Source organism: Klebsiella sp. SWET4 (genome assembly GCF_024296565.1).
Taxonomy (GTDB): domain Bacteria; phylum Pseudomonadota; class Gammaproteobacteria; order Enterobacterales; family Enterobacteriaceae; genus Klebsiella; species Klebsiella variicola.
In genome coordinates, this window is the sequence record NZ_JANCOB010000007.1 from 250458 (window position 1) to 270024 (window position 19567).

Genomic DNA, 19567 nt, shown 5'->3' on the forward strand with positions numbered 1-19567 from the left:
TCATCCTTTTTAATTAGTGGCGGCCGAAAACGGTACGTTTGCGGTCGAATGTCCAGCCGGGGATCAGGTACTGCATCGGGCCTGCGTCGTTGCGCGCGCCGCCCGGCAGCGCTTTATAGGCCTCATGGGCTTTGCGCACCTGCTCCCAGTCAAGTTCCACGCCGAGTCCCGGCGCGTCTGGCACGGCAATCTTGCCGTGAATAATCTGCAGCGGATTTTTGGTCAGGCGCGCGTCGCCCTCCTGCCAGATCCAGTGGGTGTCAATGGCGGTGGGGTTGCCCGGCGCGGCGGCGCCGACGTGGGTAAACATCGCCAGGGAAATATCAAAGTGGTTGTTGGAATGGCAGCCCCAGGTGAGCCCCCAGTCGTCACACAGTTGCGCCACCCGTACCGCACCGGAGAGCGTCCAGAAATGCGGGTCCGCCAGCGGGATGTCGACGGCATTGAGCATCACCGCATGGCCCATTTCACGCCAGTTGGTGGCGATCATATTGGTGGCGACCGGCAGCCCGGTGGCACGACGGAACTCGGCCATCACCTCCCGGCCGGAGAAACCTTGCTCGGCACCGCACGGATCTTCGGCATAAGTCAGGACATCCTGCAGCCCTTTGCACAGCGCGATGGCCTCATCCAGCAGCCAGGCGCCGTTCGGGTCGACGGTGATGCGCGCCTCCGGAAAACGCTTTTTCAGCGCCCGCGCGGTGTCGATCTCCTGCTCGCCGGGCAGCACGCCGCCCTTCAGCTTAAAGTCTTTGAAACCGTAGCGATCCTGGGCGGCTTCCGCCAGACGCACTACCGCCTCGCTGCTCAACGCCTGCTGATGGCGCAGGCGGTACCATTCATGATCGCCCGGCGTATGGTCCAGATAGCCAAGGTCGGTTTTCTGCCGATCGCCAATATAGAACAGGTAGCCCAGCACGGTGACGGCATCACGCTGCTTACCCGGCCCCAGCAGCTCGCAGACCGGCACCTTCAGCACCTGGCCGAGCAGGTCGAGCAGCGCCGCTTCCAGCGCCGCCACCGCGTTAACCTTCAGTTCGAAGGTCCACGCCCCTTTGCCGAAGGTATCGAAATCCTCCGCCTGATTGCCTTTGTGCACCTGCTGCACTACGCGATTGAGTCGGGCGACCTCCTGGCCCACCACCTGCGGGATCGCCGCCAGCAGCGTCTGGTAGATGACCTCCCCGCCGGGCGCTTCGCCAACGCCGGTGTGGCCGGCGTTATCGGTCAATACCACGATATTGCGGGTAAACCAGGCGTTGTGCGCCCCGCCGATGTTCAGCAGCATGCTGTCGTGCCCGGCCACCGGAATGACCTTCATCTCAGTGATAATCGGGCTGGATTGGGTAGTCATGATGAGCGCCCCACCACAGGTTTCAGTTCGATGCGTTTGATATCGCCCACCAACACCAGGTAACTCAGCACCGCCACCAGGGCATGGATGCCGACGTAGATCAGCGCGCCGTTGAACGAGCCGGTGGTGCCAACGATATAGCCGATGGCGATGGGAGTGACGATACCGGAGATATTGCCGAACATGTTGAACAGGCCGCCGGAGAGACCGCTAATTTCTTTCGGCGCGGTATCCGCCATCACCGCCCAGCCGAGCGCCCCGATCCCTTTGCCGAAGAAGGCCATTGCCATAAAGCCGATCACCATCCACTCCACGTTGACATAGTTACACATCAGCATGGTCATGGAGAGCAGCATCCCCAGCACGATCGGCGTTTTACGCGCGATATTCAGCGAGCCGGTGCGGCGCATTAACCAGTCGGAAATCACCCCGCCCAGCACCCCGCCGACAAAGCCGCACACCGCCGGAACGGAGGCGACAAAGCCGGCTTTGAGGATCGACATTCCGCGCGCCTGCACCAGATAAACCGGGAACCAGGTGATAAAGAAGTAGGTTAAGGCGTTGATGCAATACTGACCGATATAGATGCCGATCATCATCCGCGATCCGATCAGCTGTCTGATCTGTCCCATTTTGACGCTAAACGGCACTTTCTGCGCGCTGCTCTTCTGATCCATGTTGATCAGCGCCCCGCCTTCGGCGATATAGTCCAGCTCTTTCTGGTTCACGCCCGGATGGTTGTTCGGATCGTGGATCACTTTCAGCCACACAAAGCTGATCACAATCCCCAGGCCGCCCATAAAGAAGAACACGTGCGACCAACCCACCTCATGCGTCAGCCAGCCCATGATCGGCGCGAAGATAACGGTGGCAAAGTACTGGGCGGAGTTAAAAATCGATACCGCCGTCCCCCTCTCCTGCGCCGGGAACCAGGCGGCGACGATACGGCTGTTGCCCGGGAATGACGGCGACTCGGCAAGGCCGACGAGGAAACGCAGAGTGAACAGCGCGATGATAATGCCAAAGCCGCTGAAGATATCGACGAAGCCCTGCAGCAGGGTAAACATCGACCAGATGAAGATCGACCAGAAATAGACGCGCTTCGAACCGAAGCGGTCAAGCAGCCAGCCGCCCGGGATCTGGCCGATGACATACGCCCATGAGAAGGCGGAGAACACATACCCCATGCCAACAGGATCGAGGCCGATATCTTTGGCCATTTCTGAACCGGCGATCGACAGCGTCGCCCGGTCACCATAGTTAAAAGAAGTGACGATAAACAGCATCACCACTATCCAGTAGCGGGCGTTGGTGCGCTTTTCAGCCGCCGTCGCCGCCTGACTTAATGAACTCATTGTTGTACTCCTGAATCATAGCGTTTAGCTACGTTCATTCTGAACAGCACAACCTGTAGGGTAATCAGAATGACGTGGTCGTGTTTTGATAGTTGTCGTTATATCTGGCACTGCATTTATCACTGGCTGGAGCAGTATATGAAGAGGCACACCGCGGCTCACCGTGCATCTACACAGCTTTTACGCCGCTATTGCAGGTGGTTTGTGGCGAATGCCTGAAAGAATGGGGGGAAGTTCACGGAAATGAAAAACCAGCGCCGCTGGAGCCGCAAAGCACAGCAAAAAGGGCCGGAGTGTGAAATACCTCACTTGACCCGGTGAAACTGGCTGGCTTAAGCCATGATATTGCTAAGGATATTGTGGCGTTTGCCTAAAGGCGTGGCGCCAGGAACGCGCTACCATTTTGACGTCCGCGTATCTGGCTGCGACGTATTGAAAGAGCGCCCTCTGCGTAGGGAGAGGGCAGCGCTTTTATTCGAGCAGGGTGGCCCACTGCTCAACCCACGGATTGGAGACGCTCTCCGGCTCCGGGTCTTCGCTGGCGTCAATCTTCAGCATCTCGCCGATGCGCTTCGCGCCCTGCTCCTGCAGTAGCTGGTCGAACTTCAGCCCGCCGCCGCAAAAGTTAGCATAGGTGCTGTCGCCGAGCGCGATAATGCCGTAGCGCAGATGGGGCTGATACATATCTTTCATCCCCTCATACAGCGGAACAATGCTGTCCGGCAGATCGCCCTGCCCGGTGGTGGAGGTGACCACCAGCACATATTTACCCGTATAGGATTCCCAGTCGTTGACCTGCGGATCCTCGTACACGGTTGCCTTGTGTCCCAGTCCGCTGAGGATCGCTTCCGCTTCTTCCGCGACCAGCAGCGAGTTGCCGTACATGGTGCCGACAAAAATTCCGACTTCCGCCATGCTATTATCTCCCTGGATTGACCTTATTCCCTTCATCCTGACCGCAGTCGTCGGCAAACTCAACCCTTTCATTTAGCGGGAGAAGCCCGCGCCAGCCAAACTGCGACAGGGCGCGCATCCAGACCTCGTCAAAACCAGCGCGCAGGGTCAGAGGCTCGCCGGTAAACGGATGGGTTAACGACAGCTCGCTGGCGTGCAGCATCAGGCGGTGACAGCCGAAATGTTCTGCGGCGCTGCGGTTTTGCCGCAGATCGCCGTGCTTGCTGTCGCCAAGGATCGGATGACGCAGATGAGCAAGATGGCGGCGCAGCTGGTGCTTGCGGCCGGTTTTCGGCTCCAGTTCCACCAGCCCGTAGCGAGTGGTGGGATAACGCCCGGTTGCCACCGGCATCTCCACCGTCGCCAGGCCGCGGTAGTGGGTCACCGCCGGCTGCGGATCTTTGTCCTCACGAGCAAATTTATCGGCGATTTTATCCAGCTCTTCCACCAGCGGGTAATCCAGCAGCGCTTCGTCCATCAGCCAGCCGCGGACGATCGCATGGTAGCGCTTCTGGATCTGATGCTGTTCAAATTGCTGCGCCAGCAGGCGGCCCGCCTCGCTCGACAGCCCCATCAGCAGGACGCCGGAGGTGGGCCGGTCGAGACGATGAGCGGTAAAAACGTGCTGGCCAATCTGGTCGCGCACGGTCTGCATCACCACCACTTTCTCGTCGCGATCGAGCCAGCTGCGATGCACCAGCCAGCCCGAGGGTTTATTGACCGCCACCAGCCAGTCGTCCTGGTAGATAATCTCCAGCATCAGGCCTGCTCACCGGCAAACAGCGCGTCTAACAGCAGAAGTTCCGCCAGCATGGATTCGCGGACCGGGTGGGCCTGATCCAGAGCCATCTCGTAATAAGGCGCAACGGCAAAATTTTGCGGCAGCGGCTGACCGCTCTCCAGCAGCTGGTGCATACGCGGGATCAGGACCCACTGCAGCCACTCCAGCGGCTCCAGGGTATCCAGGCAAAACGGCTTATCGCTGGCGAAGGCGCTGCTGTCCGGCGCCGTCGCCTGCCAGTGCTCTGTTTCGCGCAGCAGGGCTTCAATGGCGCGCAGGCGATCGCGCACGCTATCGTGAAGAGTCATGGGGAAACCTCGATGAGTTAAAAACCGGGCGCAGGATAGCAAATCCGCAGAAGAAATAAAAAAAGGGAGCACTGTATAAACAGTGCTCCCGGTTCGTTTTGCAGCATTCCCGCTACATTGGTGCTCCCTGCTCGTCCTTGAAAACTTTTCCTGAGGTCTCCTGACCAATGTTCATCCATAAACTCGCGCATCCTGCTTTCACACCACCCCGATGCGAAATGACTTATCCTTAAGTTTGTCCCGATCTTCCTGATCCACCGTTCATCCTGAGCGGCTCTCGTTCTCCATCCTGGAGGTGTCCATTACGCGTTCCTGCGTTATCCTTGCTTCATCCTGAAGCCTGTCCTTGCAACGCCATCCTGGCGGGTCCTGCAGAAGCGCCATCATCCTGATGTTCGCTTCATTTCGCGACTTCCTGTCGACAGACATAGGATCACTGATTCTGCCTCGTCTTACAACCCTTCTTGAGACAATCTCTTAAGATTAGTCCCCACTCAAAAGGACGAAAAAATTAAGATCTGATTTTATACCAATGACTTATAAAAAAAAGAAGGGATTAAATTTGCCTTAAATGATGACGATCTCTTACAGGTTTTGTAAGAGATCTCTCACAAACGACCAGGTAGACTGGATTACAGAACCGGCTCAAGGTGGCTGAGGAAACTCGCAAGCGAGGGGGAAAGCGTGATGCGTTTGGCGGTGCCGAGGGTCTCTTTGATCACCTCGCCGCTGAGATTACAGACGGAAATCACATCCCGTTCACTCTCGAGGGTGGCGATAAACAGCGTCGGCGCCAGCTTCAAGCGCTTCTGTACCACCAGGTGCCCGATTAAGTTTTCCTGCACCCGCTGGAAATCCTCTTCACTCCAGGTCTGCAGCAGCGTCAGCGTTTCGTCGGCAAACCGGCCGGTCATGTCGCCGGCAAACTGAGTGGTATAATAAGAATGAAGCGGCTGTTGTACCACAATATCCAGGGCGCGTTCAACCGCGCTGATATTTTGCGCCAGCGAAAACGGCTGCGGCTGCCAGAATACGGCCTCGCCCTGGGTATCAACGACGCAAGGCGACGGAACGCCGTAAAGCTCTTCACTGCGCGGCAGGCTGTTGCGCTGTTGCTGCCAGGCGGCGCAGTAACGTTGGGTAAAAGCGCGCAGCGCTTCTGCGGTCTGATGGTCCACCGGTTTCTCTCTTCACGTTAGACAGGATACACTGGAGAGATAGTGTACCCGCTTTACTATGGTGAAACATGTCTTCTTACGATAATCATCAGGCGCTGGCCGGCCTGACGCTCGGTAAATCAACCGATTACCGCGATACTTATGACGCCTCGCTGCTGCAGGGCGTCCCGCGCAGCCTTAACCGCGATCCGCTGGGCCTGCATGCCGATAACCTGCCGTTCCACGGCGCCGATATCTGGACGCTGTACGAACTCTCCTGGCTGAACGGCAAAGGCCTGCCGCAGGTGGCCGTCGGCCACGTCGAACTGCCCGACACCAGCGTCAATCTGGTGGAGTCAAAAAGCTTTAAGCTCTATCTCAACAGCTTTAACCAGACGCGTTTCGCCAGCTGGCAGGACGTTGCAGAGACGCTGACCCGCGATCTGAGCGCCTGCGCGCAGGGCGAGGTCAAGGTGGCGCTGTATCGGCTGGATGAACTGGAAGGCCAGCCGATTGCCCACCTGCACGGCGCCTGCATCGACGATCAGGATATCGAGATCGATAACTATCAGTTCAGCACCGACTATCTGCAGGGCGCCGCCAGCGGCAAAATCGTGGAAGAGACGCTGGTCAGCCATCTGCTGAAATCCAACTGCCTGATCACCCACCAGCCGGACTGGGGCTCGGTACAGATCCAGTATCGGGGGGCGAAAATCGACCGCGAGCAGCTCCTGCGCTATCTGGTCTCATTCCGCCATCATAACGAATTCCATGAGCAGTGCGTCGAGCGCATCTTTAACGATATTCTCCGTTTCTGCCAGCCGGAATCGCTTTCCGTTTACGCCCGCTATACGCGACGCGGCGGTCTGGATATCAACCCCTGGCGCAGCAACGGCGACTTTTCCCCCGCCACTGGCCGCCTCGCCCGACAATAATAAATAATTTCACAATATGCGTGCGTTTAGGCGCGCGCAAGGTTGTGGAAACGCCGCTCGCAGGGCTATTGTAATCACAGGAAGACCATAAGCGTCCTGTAAGGAGTTCACTTGATTACACATGTTAGCCCGCTTGGTTCAATGGATATGCTGTCGCAGCTGGAAGTGGATATGCTTAAGCGCACCGCCAGCAGTGACCTGTATCAACTCTTTCGCAACTGCTCGCTTGCTGTGCTCAACTCGGGGAGCCTGACCGATAACAGCAAGGAGCTGCTCTCCCGTTTTGAAAACTTCGATATTAACGTGCTGCGTCGCGAACGTGGCGTGAAGCTGGAACTGATCAACCCGCCGGAAGAGGCTTTCGTTGACGGGCGTATTATCCGTTCCCTGCAGGCCAACCTGTTCGCCGTGCTGCGCGATATCCTGTTCGTTTACGGCCAGATCCACAATACCGTTCGCTTCCCGAACCTCGATCTGGAAAGTTCGGTCCATATCACCAACCTGGTGTTTTCGATCCTGCGCAACGCCCGCGCGCTGCACGTCGGCGAAGCACCGAACATGATCGTCTGCTGGGGCGGTCACTCCATTAATGAAAACGAATATCTCTACGCCCGCCGCGTCGGTACGCAGTTGGGACTGCGCGAACTGAACATCTGCACCGGCTGCGGGCCTGGCGCAATGGAGGCCCCGATGAAAGGCGCCGCCGTCGGCCACGCGCAGCAGCGCTACAAAGACAGCCGCTTTATCGGCATGACCGAACCGTCCATCATTGCCGCAGAACCGCCGAACCCGCTGGTCAACGAACTGATCATCATGCCGGATATCGAAAAGCGTCTGGAAGCCTTCGTGCGCATCGCCCACGGGATCATTATCTTCCCGGGCGGCGTCGGCACTGCCGAAGAGCTGCTCTATCTGCTGGGTATTCTGATGCATCCGGAGAACAAAGCGCAGGTGCTGCCGCTGATCCTCACCGGACCGAAAGAGAGCGCCGACTACTTCCGCGTGCTGGACGAGTTTATCACCCATACTCTGGGCGAGTCCGCCCGTCGTCACTATCGGATCATCATCGACGATCCGGCGGAAGTGGCGCGGCAGATGAAAAAAGCGATGCCGCTGGTGAAAGAGAGCCGTCGCGAGACCGATGACGCCTACAGCTTCAACTGGTCGATTCGCATCTCGCCGGACCTGCAGATGCCGTTTGATCCGACCCATGAAAACATGGCCAATCTCAAGCTCTCCCCGGACCAACCGGTGGAAGTGCTGGCCGCCGACCTGCGTCGCGCCTTCTCCGGGATTGTCGCGGGTAACGTCAAAGAGGTGGGCATCCAGGCCATTGAGCAGTACGGTCCTTACAAGCTGCATGGCGATCCGGAGATGATGCGCCGCATGGACGATCTGCTGCAGGGCTTCGTCGCCCAGCATCGTATGAAACTGCCGGGCGGCACCGCCTATATTCCTTGCTACGAAATCATCGCCTGATTTCTCACTCTCCCGCCGGGGTATCTTCTACAGCCTGCCCCCGGCGGGCTCTCTTCCTCTGACTTCCAGAACACGCTAAAAACCTTTCTGTTATTATTCAGTCACCTGAATCATTTCTACATAGCCAATCGTTTGCGTTGGTAAAAACTGCGACAATTATCACTGCAAAAAATGGTTTTAAGCGCAAAAACGTCGACTACATCTCTTTTTTACAGTAAATCCCTCGTTATTACGCCGCTCCGCTTTTATCTCATATGCTGCAAATGGTAGCCTGCGCGCCACAAATCGCTGGCTGATCACCAGAAACAGGCTGTTGGACTAAAAATACGCACATTGAAAGTGGATTATTGCATTTGAGATCGCGATCACTGATGCATAAACCATATAAATGTATCTTTCCGGCCCAATTATTACGGAGAAAATTTCTAAAAAAACCGTAATTAAACGAATTTCATGTTACGCAATTGTATTTGTTCATTAGATTTTGTTGATTCCTCCAGGAGATACAGATGGAAACCACTCAAACCAGCACCATCGTTTCGGGCGAAACCCGCAGCGGATGGCGTAAAACCGACACCATGTGGATGCTGGGCCTGTACGGTACAGCGATCGGCGCGGGCGTCTTGTTCCTGCCGATCAACGCCGGCGTCGGCGGCATGATCCCCCTGATTATCATGGCGATTCTGGCCTTCCCGATGACCTTCTTCGCTCACCGCGGTATGACTCGCTTCGTCCTCTCCGGGAAAAACCCGGGCGAAGACATCACCGAAGTGGTGGAAGAACACTTCGGCGTAGGCGCAGGGAAGCTGATTACCCTGCTCTACTTCTTCGCTATCTACCCGATCCTGCTGGTGTACAGCGTGGCGATCACTAACACCGTCGAAACCTTCATGTCGCACCAGCTGCACATGACGCCGCCGCCGCGCGCCATTCTGTCGCTGATCCTGATCGTCGGTATGATGACCATCGTGCGTTTCGGTGAGCAGATGATTGTGAAAGCGATGAGCATCCTGGTGTTCCCGTTCGTTATCGCCCTGATGATTCTGGCGCTGTACCTGATCCCGCAGTGGAACGGCGCGGCGCTGGAGACGCTCTCCCTGAGCAGCGCCTCCGCAACCGGCAATGGCCTGCTGATGACCCTGTGGCTGGCGATCCCGGTGATGGTCTTCTCCTTCAACCACTCGCCGATCATCTCCTCCTTCGCGGTGGCCAAGCGTGAAGAGTACGGCGCAGGCGCCGAGAAGAAATGCTCCAGCATCCTGGCCCGCGCTCACATTATGATGGTGCTGACCGTGATGTTCTTCGTATTCAGCTGCGTCCTGAGCCTCTCTCCGGCGGACCTGGCGGCGGCGAAAGAGCAGAACATCTCGATTCTGTCTTACCTGGCAAACCACTTTAACGCGCCGGTTATCGCCTGGATGGCACCGATCATCGCGATGATCGCCATCACCAAATCCTTCCTCGGCCACTATCTGGGCGCCCGCGAAGGCTTTAACGGCATGGTGATTAAATCCCTGCGCAGTAAAGGCAAATCTATCGAAGTCAACAAACTGAACAAGCTGACCGCGCTGTTCATGCTGGTGACCACCTGGATTGTGGCGACGCTGAACCCGAGCATCCTCGGGATGATCGAGACCCTTGGCGGCCCGATTATCGCGATGATCCTGTTCCTGATGCCGATGTACGCGATTCAGAAAGTGCCGGCGATGCGTAAATACAGCGGCCATATCAGCAACGTCTTCGTGGTGATTATGGGTCTGATTGCCATCTCCGCGATCTTCTACTCGCTGTTCAGCTAATTCAGTCAATACCTCCCCCCGCGCCGCTTAACGGCGGCGCGCTTTCCGACAGCACGGGAATACATATGATCAGCGTATTCGATATCTTTAAAATCGGCATTGGCCCTTCCAGCTCCCATACCGTTGGACCGATGAAAGCGGGCAAACAATTCACTGACGATCTGATCGCACGCGGCCTGCTGGCCGACGTCAGCAAAGTCGTCGTCGACGTCTATGGCTCCCTCTCCCTGACCGGTAAAGGCCACCATACCGACATCGCGATTATCATGGGACTCGCCGGCAACCTGCCGGACACCGTCGACATCGACGCCATTCCGGGCTTTATTCAGGACGTTAACACCCATGGCCGCCTGATGCTGGCCAACGGTCAGCACGAAGTGGACTTCCCGGTCGATCAGTGCATGAATTTCCATGCCGACAACCTGTCGCTGCATGAGAACGGCATGCGCATTACCGCCCTGGCCGGTGACAAGGTGATCTACAGCCAGACGTATTACTCTATCGGCGGCGGCTTTATCGTCGACGAAGCGCACTTCGGCCAGATCGCCGATGCGCCGGTTGCGGTTCCTTACCCTTATAAAAACGCCGCCGACCTGCAGCGTCACTGCCGTGAAACCGGGCTGTCGCTCTCTGGGCTGATGATGCAGAACGAACTGGCGCTGCACAGCAAAGAAGCGCTGGAGCAACACTTTGCCGCGGTATGGGAAGTGATGAGCGCCGGTATCGAACGCGGCATCACCACCGAAGGCGTTCTGCCGGGCAAACTGCGCGTGCCGCGCCGGGCCGCCGCGCTGCGCCGCATGCTGGTGAGTCAGGACACCACCAACAGCGATCCGATGGCGGTGGTCGACTGGATCAATATGTTCGCCCTGGCGGTGAACGAAGAGAACGCCGCCGGTGGCCGGGTCGTTACCGCGCCAACCAACGGCGCCTGCGGTATCGTGCCGGCGGTGCTGGCCTACTACGACAAGTTTATCCGCAAGGTGAACAGCAACTCTCTGGCCCGCTATATGCTGGTCGCCAGCGCGATTGGTTCGCTGTATAAGATGAACGCGTCCATCTCCGGCGCCGAAGTCGGCTGTCAGGGTGAAGTGGGCGTCGCCTGCTCGATGGCGGCGGCCGGTCTGGCGGAACTGCTGGGCGGTAGCCCGGGTCAGGTGTGCATCGCGGCAGAGATCGCCATGGAGCATAACCTCGGCCTGACCTGCGACCCGGTTGCCGGCCAGGTGCAGGTACCGTGCATCGAACGCAACGCTATCGCCGCCGTGAAAGCGGTCAACGCCGCGCGAATGGCGCTGCGCCGGACCAGCGAGCCGCGCGTCTGCCTCGATAAAGTGATCGAGACCATGTACGAAACCGGTAAAGACATGAACGCCAAGTACCGGGAAACCTCTCGCGGTGGCCTGGCGATGAAGATCGTCGCCTGCGATTAATCCTCAGACCCGGCACGCGTCGACGTGTCGGGTCATCGTCCTGAATAACTCTTTTTGTTATATCAATAAAATTTTAGTTATTTAATGGTTATAAGCGCTGTTTGTTACCTTACGCAAAACCGCTAAGGAGAACAGACAATGTCCAACCGATTCCGCCCTGCCTGGCTGCTGGTCCTCGCCGCCCTCTCTACCTCCGCGCTGGCCAAAGCGCCGGAAACCGTCAACATCGGCTATCAAAAGGCGAATATCTTCGCGCTGCTGAAGTATCGCGGCACGCTGGATGAGAGCCTGAAAAAACAGGGTATTGCCGTACGCTGGGTCGAATTCCCCGCCGGACCGCAAATGCTGGAGGGGCTGAACGTCGGTAGTATCGATCTGGCCGCGACCGGCGATGCGCCTCCGGCCTTTGCCCAGGCGGCGCAAGCCGATCTGGTCTACCTTGCCCATTCCCCCGCTAACCCGAAAACGGAAGCGATTGTGGTGCCTGAACAGTCGGCAATCCACAGCGTGGCCGACCTGAAGGGCAAGCGCGTGGGGTTGAACAAGGGGTCTGACGTCAACTACCTGCTGGTTGCCGCACTGGAAAAAGCGGGCCTCAGCTATAAAGACATCACCCCGGTCTATCTGCCGCCGGCGGATGCCCGCGCCGCTTTCCAGCGCGGGGCGATTGATGCGTGGGTGATCTGGGATCCGTTCCTCGCAGAAGTGGAAACCAACGCGAAAGCCCGACAGATCCGCAATGCCGAGGGGCTGGTGCCTCACTACACCTTCTATCTCGCCAGCCGCAAGTTTGCAGATACCTACCCGGAGACAGCAAAGCAGGTGGTGGATGAGCTGGGTAAACTCAGCGCGTGGGCGAACAGCCATCAGGACGAGGCCGCCGGGCTGCTGTCGACCTCAACCGGACTGGATAAAGCCATCTGGCAGAAGACCCTGGCCCGCCTGCCCTACGGTGCCGAACGCATGACCCCGGCGGTGTATAACGAACAGCAGGCGCTGGCGGATACCTTTACGCGCATCGGCCTGCTGCCGGTGAAAGTCGACGTGCGCAGCGCCACCTGGTCGCTGGATAAACCTTGATTTTCCTGACGACGGGAAGCACTGCGCCTCCCGTCGCCGACAGGCTTACCCCGCCGTTTTCTCACCATTGCCTATCTGCCAGATAAAGGTGGGCGCTTCACCGTTCACCAGCCAGTTACCGATATTACGTGCCTTATAAATCACCGGATTATGCGAGGCAACCGTCCGCGCATTGCGCCAGTGGCGATCCAGCGCAAGGCGAGTTCGCGTATCCGACGCCCCGAGGGCATTAAACAGCTCCGTCGCCGCCCGCGGGATCCAGTCGCTGGCGATCACCTGCGCCTGCGCCGCTTCCACTTCCGCCAGCTGGTTACGCCGGGCAATCAATGCTTCGTCGTCGCTGACGTGCGCCACATAGGCCTGCTGCAGCGATTCCGCGGCCTGCAGGACCGCGGCCCGGGTCGCCCATGCCCAGCTGCTGATCTGCCCAACGACCTGCAGAACCTGGGCGTCATCGCGCGGCACGGCGGCGTTGCCGTGGCTGTACATCCGGGAGCGATGTTTGACGCCCTGCGCGGCATCCCGCTCAACCGCCAGGCCAATGCCCGCGAGGGTCGCCAGCAGCACATGCTGGTAGAAGGCGGTCTGATAGCGAAAGCGCTGGGCAAAATCATAGACATGTTCGGTTTCCACCCGAGCGCCGGTAAAGCGGGTGGTCCCGCTGCCGGTCAACCGCTGGCCAAAGCCATCCCAGTCATCTTCCCGCACCACGCCGGTCTGCTGGGTGCTGACCAGGGCTATCACATCGCCGGCGGTATCACTGCGCCGGGCAAACACATCGATCCAGTCGGCGTACAGCGCGCCGGTGCTGTAAAACTTCTCGCCGTCGAGTCGCCAGCCGCCCTCTGTCGGCGTCACTCTGGTGTTCACCTCTCCCAGCTTAACCGCGCCGATCTCGGTCCAGCCGCTGCCCACCAGCTCACCGTCGAGGAAGCGACGAAACCAGCGGTCGCGCCCGGCGGAATCCGGCTGATTCAGCTGATCTTCCACAAAGGCAAAGTGCGCGCGCAGGGCCTGCGGCAGGTTAGAGTCCGCTTGCGCCAGCTCGATCAGCAGCGCGCTGAGCTGCGGCAGCGAAGCGCCCCAGCCGCCCTTCTCGCGCGGGATACGCAGCGTGCCGAAGCCCGCTTCTTTCAGCCAGCGGATCGGCTCATCGGGCAGAATGCGCTGCTGTTCGCGCTCCGCAGCGCCCTGGGCGATACGGGTGAATATCGGGCGGAAGGCGGCCGCCAGCGCGTCATAATCGGTGCCAGTGGAGAGCAGGGTCATTGTCAGTTCCTTATTCATGGAGTGCGTCGATATCTTCTCGCGTCGGTTCATGACGGACCGCCAGCAGGAAGAAAATGGGAATAATGGCGGCAAGCGAGACCACCCAGAACATCTGCGTGCCGAGGGAGGCCTGCAGCAGCGGCAGAATAAACAACGCCAGCGCGCTGCCGATCCCGGAGAGTGCCCGGCTGAAACCGACCCCGGTGGCGCGAATGGCAGTAGGATAGGAGAGCGCCGGGTAGATCATCAGCTGCGCCCCCGGGCCAAACCCTTCGGCGAACAGCCACAGCCCCAGCATCGCGATAGCCAGCACGATACCTGCCGTCGCGTGCGGTTGCCCCACCATCGCCAGCACAATCAGCGCCACAAACTGCAGGGCGAAGCCGGCTATCGCCACATGACGCGAAGGATATTTCCACGCCAGATGCATACCGAGCAGCCCGCCGGTAAAAGCAAACAGGGCGTTCAGCCCCAGCGATGCCGAAATAGTTTCGAAGACGCCAGCCCCGAGGAACTGGGCAAGAATTGACGGCAGGAAAAAGGCAATCGCCGTGTACTCGAAGGAGATACAGATATTCATCACCCCGGCGACGATAGTCCGCTCGCGGTAGGGTTTTTCGAACAACACGCGGAAGCTCACTTTCGGCGCTGGCGCGGGCTTCGCCGCCGGGACCTCATGGGCATGGATCCCCCAGGAGTCGCGTAAAATACGCACTGCAGAGGTCAGATCGCCCTGGTTCGCCGCCCACAGCGGGGATTCATTCATAAATCGACTGCGGACGGCAATAATCAGCAGTGCCGGCACGGCGCCGAACAGCAGGGAGGCGCGCCACAGCCAGTCAAGATGCTCCTGCGGCAGCAGGAAATAGAGGCCGAAGATAATGAGAAAGCAGACGGTTGAGGCGGCGTACCACATCGGGCACCACGCCGCGAGGCGAGCCGCTTTGTTGCCTTTGCCGGCAAAGCGGGAAAACTCGGCCAGATAGGACATCGCTACCGGCAGGTCGATGCCAACGCCGATGCCCATCAGGAAGCGGGCGCCAATCAACACCCAGACGTTCGGCGCCAGCCCGGCGGCGATAGCCGAAATCACGAAAAAGAACATATCGGCCATAAAAACCGAATAGCGACCATATTTATCGGTCAGCCAGCCGCCGATAATATTGCCGACGATAGTCCCGACCATAATGGACGAAGTCACCAGGCCGGTCAGCAGCGGTGAGAGCTGAAATTCACGTACAACGTCATCAATACCGTAGGAGAGCGTGGTTAAGTCATATGCGTCGAGAAAAACGCCCCCCAGCGCGAGGAAGACAATCATCCGCGCATATTTCGCTTGTTCCTTGCCGGAATTAATTAGCCGCGCCACATCCCCGACGCTACTGACCGGTACCGAAGCGATACCGGGATTATCCACTGGTAATGTACTCATTTTTTCACCTTATTATTTTGTGCAGGTCATCAGCGGTTATAGACCGCGCGCGACGAGAATCAAAACAACAAATCATTCTATAAAAATCAATATAATCAATAAGTTAATAAATATTACCAGCACAAAAAGGACGCGCTTTCGCGCATCCTCAAGGGAAATAAATAACAACGAAAATAGACGTCGTGCAGGACGCTTATTCCGCGGACACTGGAACTAATACGTCTTTTACCAGCGGGTCATCGGTGGTTTTTAACCACGTCTGGATCCGCGGGTCAGAAAAAGCCTGTTTTAATTTGACGATATTTTCCTGCGATAAATACGGTGTACCAATCACTAATTGCGAAGCAAAGGTGCGCGGCGCCGGCGGGAATAATATGCCTTTCTCACGCGGCACTTTCCCGGCGTCAAATTGCGAGACATAGCCGATGGCGGCATCCACCGAATTTAACGCCCGCGGCATGGTCAGCAGATCCAGCTCTTTAAAGACAAACTGATGCGGGTTACCGACAATATTTTTCAGCTTCGCCGTACGCGGCTCCACCGCCGGGTCGAGCGAGATCAACCCAATGCGCTGGAGCAGCCACAGGGCCTGCCCCTGATTGGCGCCATCGTCAGGCACGACAATGGTCGCGCCGTTGGGCAACGCCTGTACCGACGAGTAGCGGTCGGAATAGATGCCAAACGCCCACTGGAACACCGGCACCGTGGTCGACAGCGCAAAGCCGTTAGCGTCCACCACCTGTTTAAGCCACCACTGATGCTGATAGATCGTCCCGGCATACTGTCCTTCCGCTACCGCGCGGTCAGCCTGGACCGGATCCTGCACCCCCACCGCCTCCAGTTTCAGACCGTAATCGGGCGCAATATGCTGATTAATATACTCAATGATCCGCTGCTCGCCGGCCATCGCCGGCTCGTAGTGAATTTTTAACGTGCTGCCGAAGACCACCTGCTGGCTTTGGGTATGTCCCCGCCACCACCAGAAGGCGATGGCGAGCAGGATAATCACCGCCAGCGCCGCCAGCCAGGGCCAGCGCCGCGCTTTACGTAACTCAAATTGCTCTGTTGTCATACAAGGTTCCCCTGCGTGTGGCGTAAACGGTTGACCAGACGGTCACCCAAAAATTGAATCAACTGGATCGTGGCGATCAGGGCAACGATCGTCGCGATCATGATGTGGTTGTCGAAGCGCTGATAGCCGTACACCACGGCCAGGTAGCCGATGCCGCCGGCGCCGATGGTCCCGGCGATAGCCGAATACTCAATCATCGAGACCAGGTTCAGCGTCACCGCCGCCACCAGCGCGGGCAAGGCTTCACTGAGCTGCGCGCTGGCAATGATTTGCCAGCGCGACCCGCCGCAGACGACCCCCACTGCGGTGACCTCCGCCGGCAACTCGCGCAGCGCGTTCTCCACCAGACGGCCAAAGAACGGGACGCCGGCGGCGATCATCGGCACTACCGCGGCGGGGATGCCAATCGTGGTGCCGGTCAGCCAGTAAGTGAACGGGATAATAGCGGCCATCAGCACCAGAAACGGCAGCGAACGTCCCATATTGACCACCCAGTTCAGCAGCCGGTACAGCAGCGCGTGCGGAAATAAGCCCCGCGGCGAGGCGTTAAACAACACCACCCCCACCAGCCCCCCCAGCGTGACGACAAACAGCATCACAATGGCCACCATAAGCCAGGTTTCGCCATAGGCGGGGAGCAGCAGCGAAGGGATTTCGCCCCAGGGGGTATCCTGGCTGATGACTGTCGGTTTCATACCACCTCCCTGAGCAACGGCGCGCTGTCGAGGATCTCCGCCGTTATGCCGAGCTGCGCCAGCAGGCCCTGCAGTCGCGCGGGCGACAGGCGTTCGCCCTGAAAGCGCACTCCGGCCTGCAGGCGACCGGCCAGCCGACCATTAATCACCTCGACGTGACCGCCAAGGAGATCGATCTGCAGCGCCCACTGCTGGCTCAGGCGGCTGATCCAGTCGGTGGCCACCGGCACATCCCAGCGGTAGCTCAGACGCAGCAGCAGATCGCTGTGGGCCGCTGCCGCCGGCGTCAGCGGCAACAGCTGCTGGCCGAGCAGAGAATCGGGACGCGCCAGCAGATCTTCGATCCGCCCGTACTGGACGATCGTCCCGTCGCGGATCTCCGCCACCGCATCCGCCGCCGTGCGCACCGCGTCCATTTCATGGGTGATCAGGACGATCGCCAGCTGGTACTCATCACGCAGCCGCTTGAGCAGAGCCAGCACCGAGGCCGTGGCCTGAGGATCGAGGCCGGAGGTGGCTTCATCCGCCAGCAGAACGGACGGGCGCAGCGCCAGCGCGCGGGCAATGCCGATCCGCTGGCGCTGGCCGCCTGAGAGCTGGGCCGGCCAGGCATCCGCTTTGTGGCTCAGGCCGACGCTCTCCAGCAGCTCGCCAACCCGCGCCTTGATATCGCGCTCCACCACACCCAGCCACGCCAGCGGTAGGGCGACATTCTCCCAGGCGGTCCTGCGGCTCAACAGCGCCGAAGACTGGAAAACGGTGCCAATCGCCCGCCGTTCCCGGCGCAGCGCCTCGCCGGACAGCGCCGACAGATCCTGGCCATTGATACGAATGCTGCCGCTGTCCGGTTGCTCCAGCAGGCTGATGCAGCGCGCCAGGGTTGATTTACCGGCGCCGCTCGGCCCCACCACCGCGGTGATGGAGCGCTCAGGCACCTGCAGCGACAGCCCTTTCAGCACCGCGCTGAGCCGGCCATCCGCCGTGCGGTAACTTTTATGCAGGTCATCGATAGCGATCATGTCACCTTCTCCTCTACCGATGCCGCCGTGCGCGCATCGCGGCGGTAGCTGGCGCCCGGGTGAGGCGCGGCCAGACGCGGGCCGGCGCCGAACAGTTTTTCGCGCAGGGTCCCCTCGCGGTACTCCTGCTTAAAGACGCCGCGCTTTTGCAGCTCAGGCACCAGCAGCTCGACGACGTCGCGGAAGGTTTCGTGAGTGACGGCATAGGCGAGGTTAAAGCCATCGACGTCCGTCTCTTCGACCCAGGACTGCAGTTCGTCCGCCACGGTTTGCGCGCTGCCAACCACCAGCGGACCGAAGCCGCCGATCCCCGCCCAATCGGCCAGGGCCTGCACCGTCCACTGGCGGTTCGGATCAGCGGTCGAAAAGGCCTCCACCGCCGACTGAATGGCGTTGGTGTGCAGATACTTCAGCACCTGATCCGGCTGATACTGGCCGAAATCGATCCCCGTCCAGCCGGAGAGCAGCGCCAGCGCGCCTTCATAGCTGACGTACTGCTTATATTCCTGCCACTTCGCCTGCGCCTCACGGTCGGTGTCGCCGACAATCACCGTCTGCAGGTTGAAGATCAGGATGCTGTGCGGATCTCGCCCCGCCTCAACTGCCCGGCGGCGAATATCCGCCACCGTCTTCTTCAGCAGCACCTTCGACGGCGCTGCGACGAAGACGCATTCGGCATGGCCGGCGGCGAACTGTTTGCCGCGGCTGGACGCCCCCGCCTGATACAGCACCGGCGTGCGCTGCGGGGATGGCTCGCAGAGGTGGATCCCCGGCACGGAAAAGAACTGTCCCTGATGGTTAATGGGATGGATTTTCCGCGGATCGCTGAAGATCTTCCGCTCTCTGTCGCGCAGCACCGCCCCGTCCTCCCAGCTTCCCTCCAGCAGTTTGTAGATCACCTGCAAATACTCATCGGCATAGTCATAGCGGGTGTCATGATCGGTCTGAGTCTGCTGGCCGATATTGCGCGCCCCGCTCTCCAGATAGGAGGTGACGATATTCCAGCCCACCCGCCCTTTGGTCAGATGATCGAGCGTCGACAGACGACGAGCGAAGGGGTAAGGATGCTCAAACGACAGCGAGGCGGTCAGGCCGAAGCCCAGATGCTCCGTCACCAGCGCCATCGGGGTGATCAGTGCCAGCGGATCGTTGACCGGAACCTGCGTCGCCTGGCGGATCGCCGCGTCGCCGCTGCCGTTCAGTACGTCATAGATCCCCAGCACGTCGGCGATAAACAGCCCGTCGAACTTGCCGCGCTCCAGCAGCCGCGCCAGATCCACCCAGTACTCCAGATCTTTATACTGCCAGGAGCGATCCCGGGGATGCGCCCACAGGCCCGGCGACTGATGGCCGACGCAGTTCATATCGAAAGCGTTAAGACGAATTTCACGTTGTGATGACATAGCAATCTCCATAGCGCGGCCCGTCGCCGGGGCGCACGCGGC

17 protein-coding genes are annotated in these 19567 nt (G+C 59.2%); 5 read left to right on the forward strand and 12 right to left on the reverse strand.

The features are described from left to right. Positions 1 to 13: 13 nt before the first annotated feature. From NKJ21_RS17610 to syd, 6 genes are all read right to left on the reverse strand, one after another. Positions 14 to 1354 (reverse strand): glucarate dehydratase family protein, encoded by a 1341-nt coding sequence (locus tag NKJ21_RS17610; RefSeq protein WP_254733063.1) that lies wholly within the window; start codon positions 1352 to 1354, stop codon positions 14 to 16. Beyond that, positions 1351 to 2709, reverse strand: coding sequence for an MFS transporter (locus NKJ21_RS17615; protein WP_008806252.1), 1359 nt, complete (start codon positions 2707 to 2709; stop codon positions 1351 to 1353). Before NKJ21_RS17615 ends, NKJ21_RS17610 begins: the two co-directional genes overlap by 4 nt. Before the next feature lie 471 nt (positions 2710 to 3180). Beyond that, positions 3181 to 3624 carry a flavodoxin gene (locus tag NKJ21_RS17620; RefSeq protein ID WP_008806253.1) on the reverse strand — a complete coding sequence of 148 codons (444 nt, stop codon included), beginning with the start codon at positions 3622 to 3624 and terminating at the stop codon, positions 3181 to 3183. Positions 3625 to 3628: 4 nt separating this feature from the next. Further along, complete coding sequence (truC, locus tag NKJ21_RS17625) at positions 3629 to 4423, reverse strand: tRNA pseudouridine(65) synthase TruC (protein WP_008806254.1); 795 nt, start codon at positions 4421 to 4423, stop codon at positions 3629 to 3631. Next, a complete protein-coding gene (locus tag NKJ21_RS17630; protein ID WP_008806255.1) occupies positions 4423 to 4752 on the reverse strand; it encodes a YqcC family protein in 330 nt (109 codons plus the stop codon). The genes truC and NKJ21_RS17630 overlap by 1 nt, the downstream gene beginning before the upstream one ends. A gap of 632 nt (positions 4753 to 5384) precedes the next feature. Further along, complete coding sequence (gene syd / locus NKJ21_RS17635; protein WP_008806256.1) at positions 5385 to 5930, reverse strand: SecY-interacting protein; 546 nt, start codon at positions 5928 to 5930, stop codon at positions 5385 to 5387. Positions 5931 to 5998: 68 nt separating this feature from the next. On the opposite strand from syd, the gene queF reads away from it, so the two are divergent. From queF to NKJ21_RS17660, 5 genes are all read left to right on the forward strand, one after another. Beyond that, positions 5999 to 6844, forward strand: a complete 846-nt coding sequence (gene queF / locus NKJ21_RS17640) for an NADPH-dependent 7-cyano-7-deazaguanine reductase QueF (protein ID WP_008806257.1) — start codon at positions 5999 to 6001, stop codon at positions 6842 to 6844. Positions 6845 to 6955: 111 nt separating this feature from the next. Continuing rightward, a complete protein-coding gene (ppnN, locus tag NKJ21_RS17645) occupies positions 6956 to 8323 on the forward strand; it encodes a nucleotide 5'-monophosphate nucleosidase PpnN (protein WP_008806258.1) in 1368 nt (455 codons plus the stop codon). Positions 8324 to 8832: 509 nt separating this feature from the next. Further along, complete coding sequence (locus NKJ21_RS17650; protein WP_032731171.1) at positions 8833 to 10122, forward strand: HAAAP family serine/threonine permease; 1290 nt, start codon at positions 8833 to 8835, stop codon at positions 10120 to 10122. A 65-nt stretch (positions 10123 to 10187) separates the two neighbouring features. Next, positions 10188 to 11555: an L-serine ammonia-lyase gene (locus NKJ21_RS17655; RefSeq protein ID WP_012540721.1), complete on the forward strand. Its 1368-nt coding sequence runs from the start codon at positions 10188 to 10190 to the stop codon at positions 11553 to 11555. A gap of 138 nt (positions 11556 to 11693) precedes the next feature. After that, on the forward strand, positions 11694 to 12635 hold the full coding sequence (locus tag NKJ21_RS17660) for an aliphatic sulfonate ABC transporter substrate-binding protein (protein ID WP_012540720.1): 942 nt from the start codon (positions 11694 to 11696) through the stop codon (positions 12633 to 12635). 45 nt (positions 12636 to 12680) lie between these two features. Here the strand turns inward: NKJ21_RS17660 and NKJ21_RS17665 are convergent, their stop codons facing one another. The 6 genes from NKJ21_RS17665 to NKJ21_RS17690 form a co-directional block, all read right to left on the reverse strand. Next, complete coding sequence (locus tag NKJ21_RS17665) at positions 12681 to 13904, reverse strand: acyl-CoA dehydrogenase family protein (protein WP_012967322.1); 1224 nt, start codon at positions 13902 to 13904, stop codon at positions 12681 to 12683. Positions 13905 to 13914: 10 nt separating this feature from the next. Beyond that, complete coding sequence (locus NKJ21_RS17670) at positions 13915 to 15336, reverse strand: MFS transporter (RefSeq protein WP_012540719.1); 1422 nt, start codon at positions 15334 to 15336, stop codon at positions 13915 to 13917. Positions 15337 to 15529: 193 nt separating this feature from the next. Beyond that, positions 15530 to 16408 carry a MetQ/NlpA family ABC transporter substrate-binding protein gene (locus tag NKJ21_RS17675; RefSeq protein WP_002915265.1) on the reverse strand — a complete coding sequence of 293 codons (879 nt, stop codon included), beginning with the start codon at positions 16406 to 16408 and terminating at the stop codon, positions 15530 to 15532. Further along, a complete protein-coding gene (locus tag NKJ21_RS17680; RefSeq protein WP_008806263.1) occupies positions 16405 to 17103 on the reverse strand; it encodes a methionine ABC transporter permease in 699 nt (232 codons plus the stop codon). The genes NKJ21_RS17675 and NKJ21_RS17680 overlap by 4 nt, the downstream gene beginning before the upstream one ends. Further along, positions 17100 to 18122 (reverse strand): methionine ABC transporter ATP-binding protein, encoded by a 1023-nt coding sequence (locus NKJ21_RS17685; protein WP_008806264.1) that lies wholly within the window; start codon positions 18120 to 18122, stop codon positions 17100 to 17102. Before NKJ21_RS17685 ends, NKJ21_RS17680 begins: the two co-directional genes overlap by 4 nt. Beyond that, positions 18119 to 19525, reverse strand: coding sequence for an LLM class flavin-dependent oxidoreductase (locus NKJ21_RS17690; protein ID WP_012540717.1), 1407 nt, complete (start codon positions 19523 to 19525; stop codon positions 18119 to 18121). Before NKJ21_RS17690 ends, NKJ21_RS17685 begins: the two co-directional genes overlap by 4 nt. Positions 19526 to 19567: the final 42 nt, after the last annotated feature.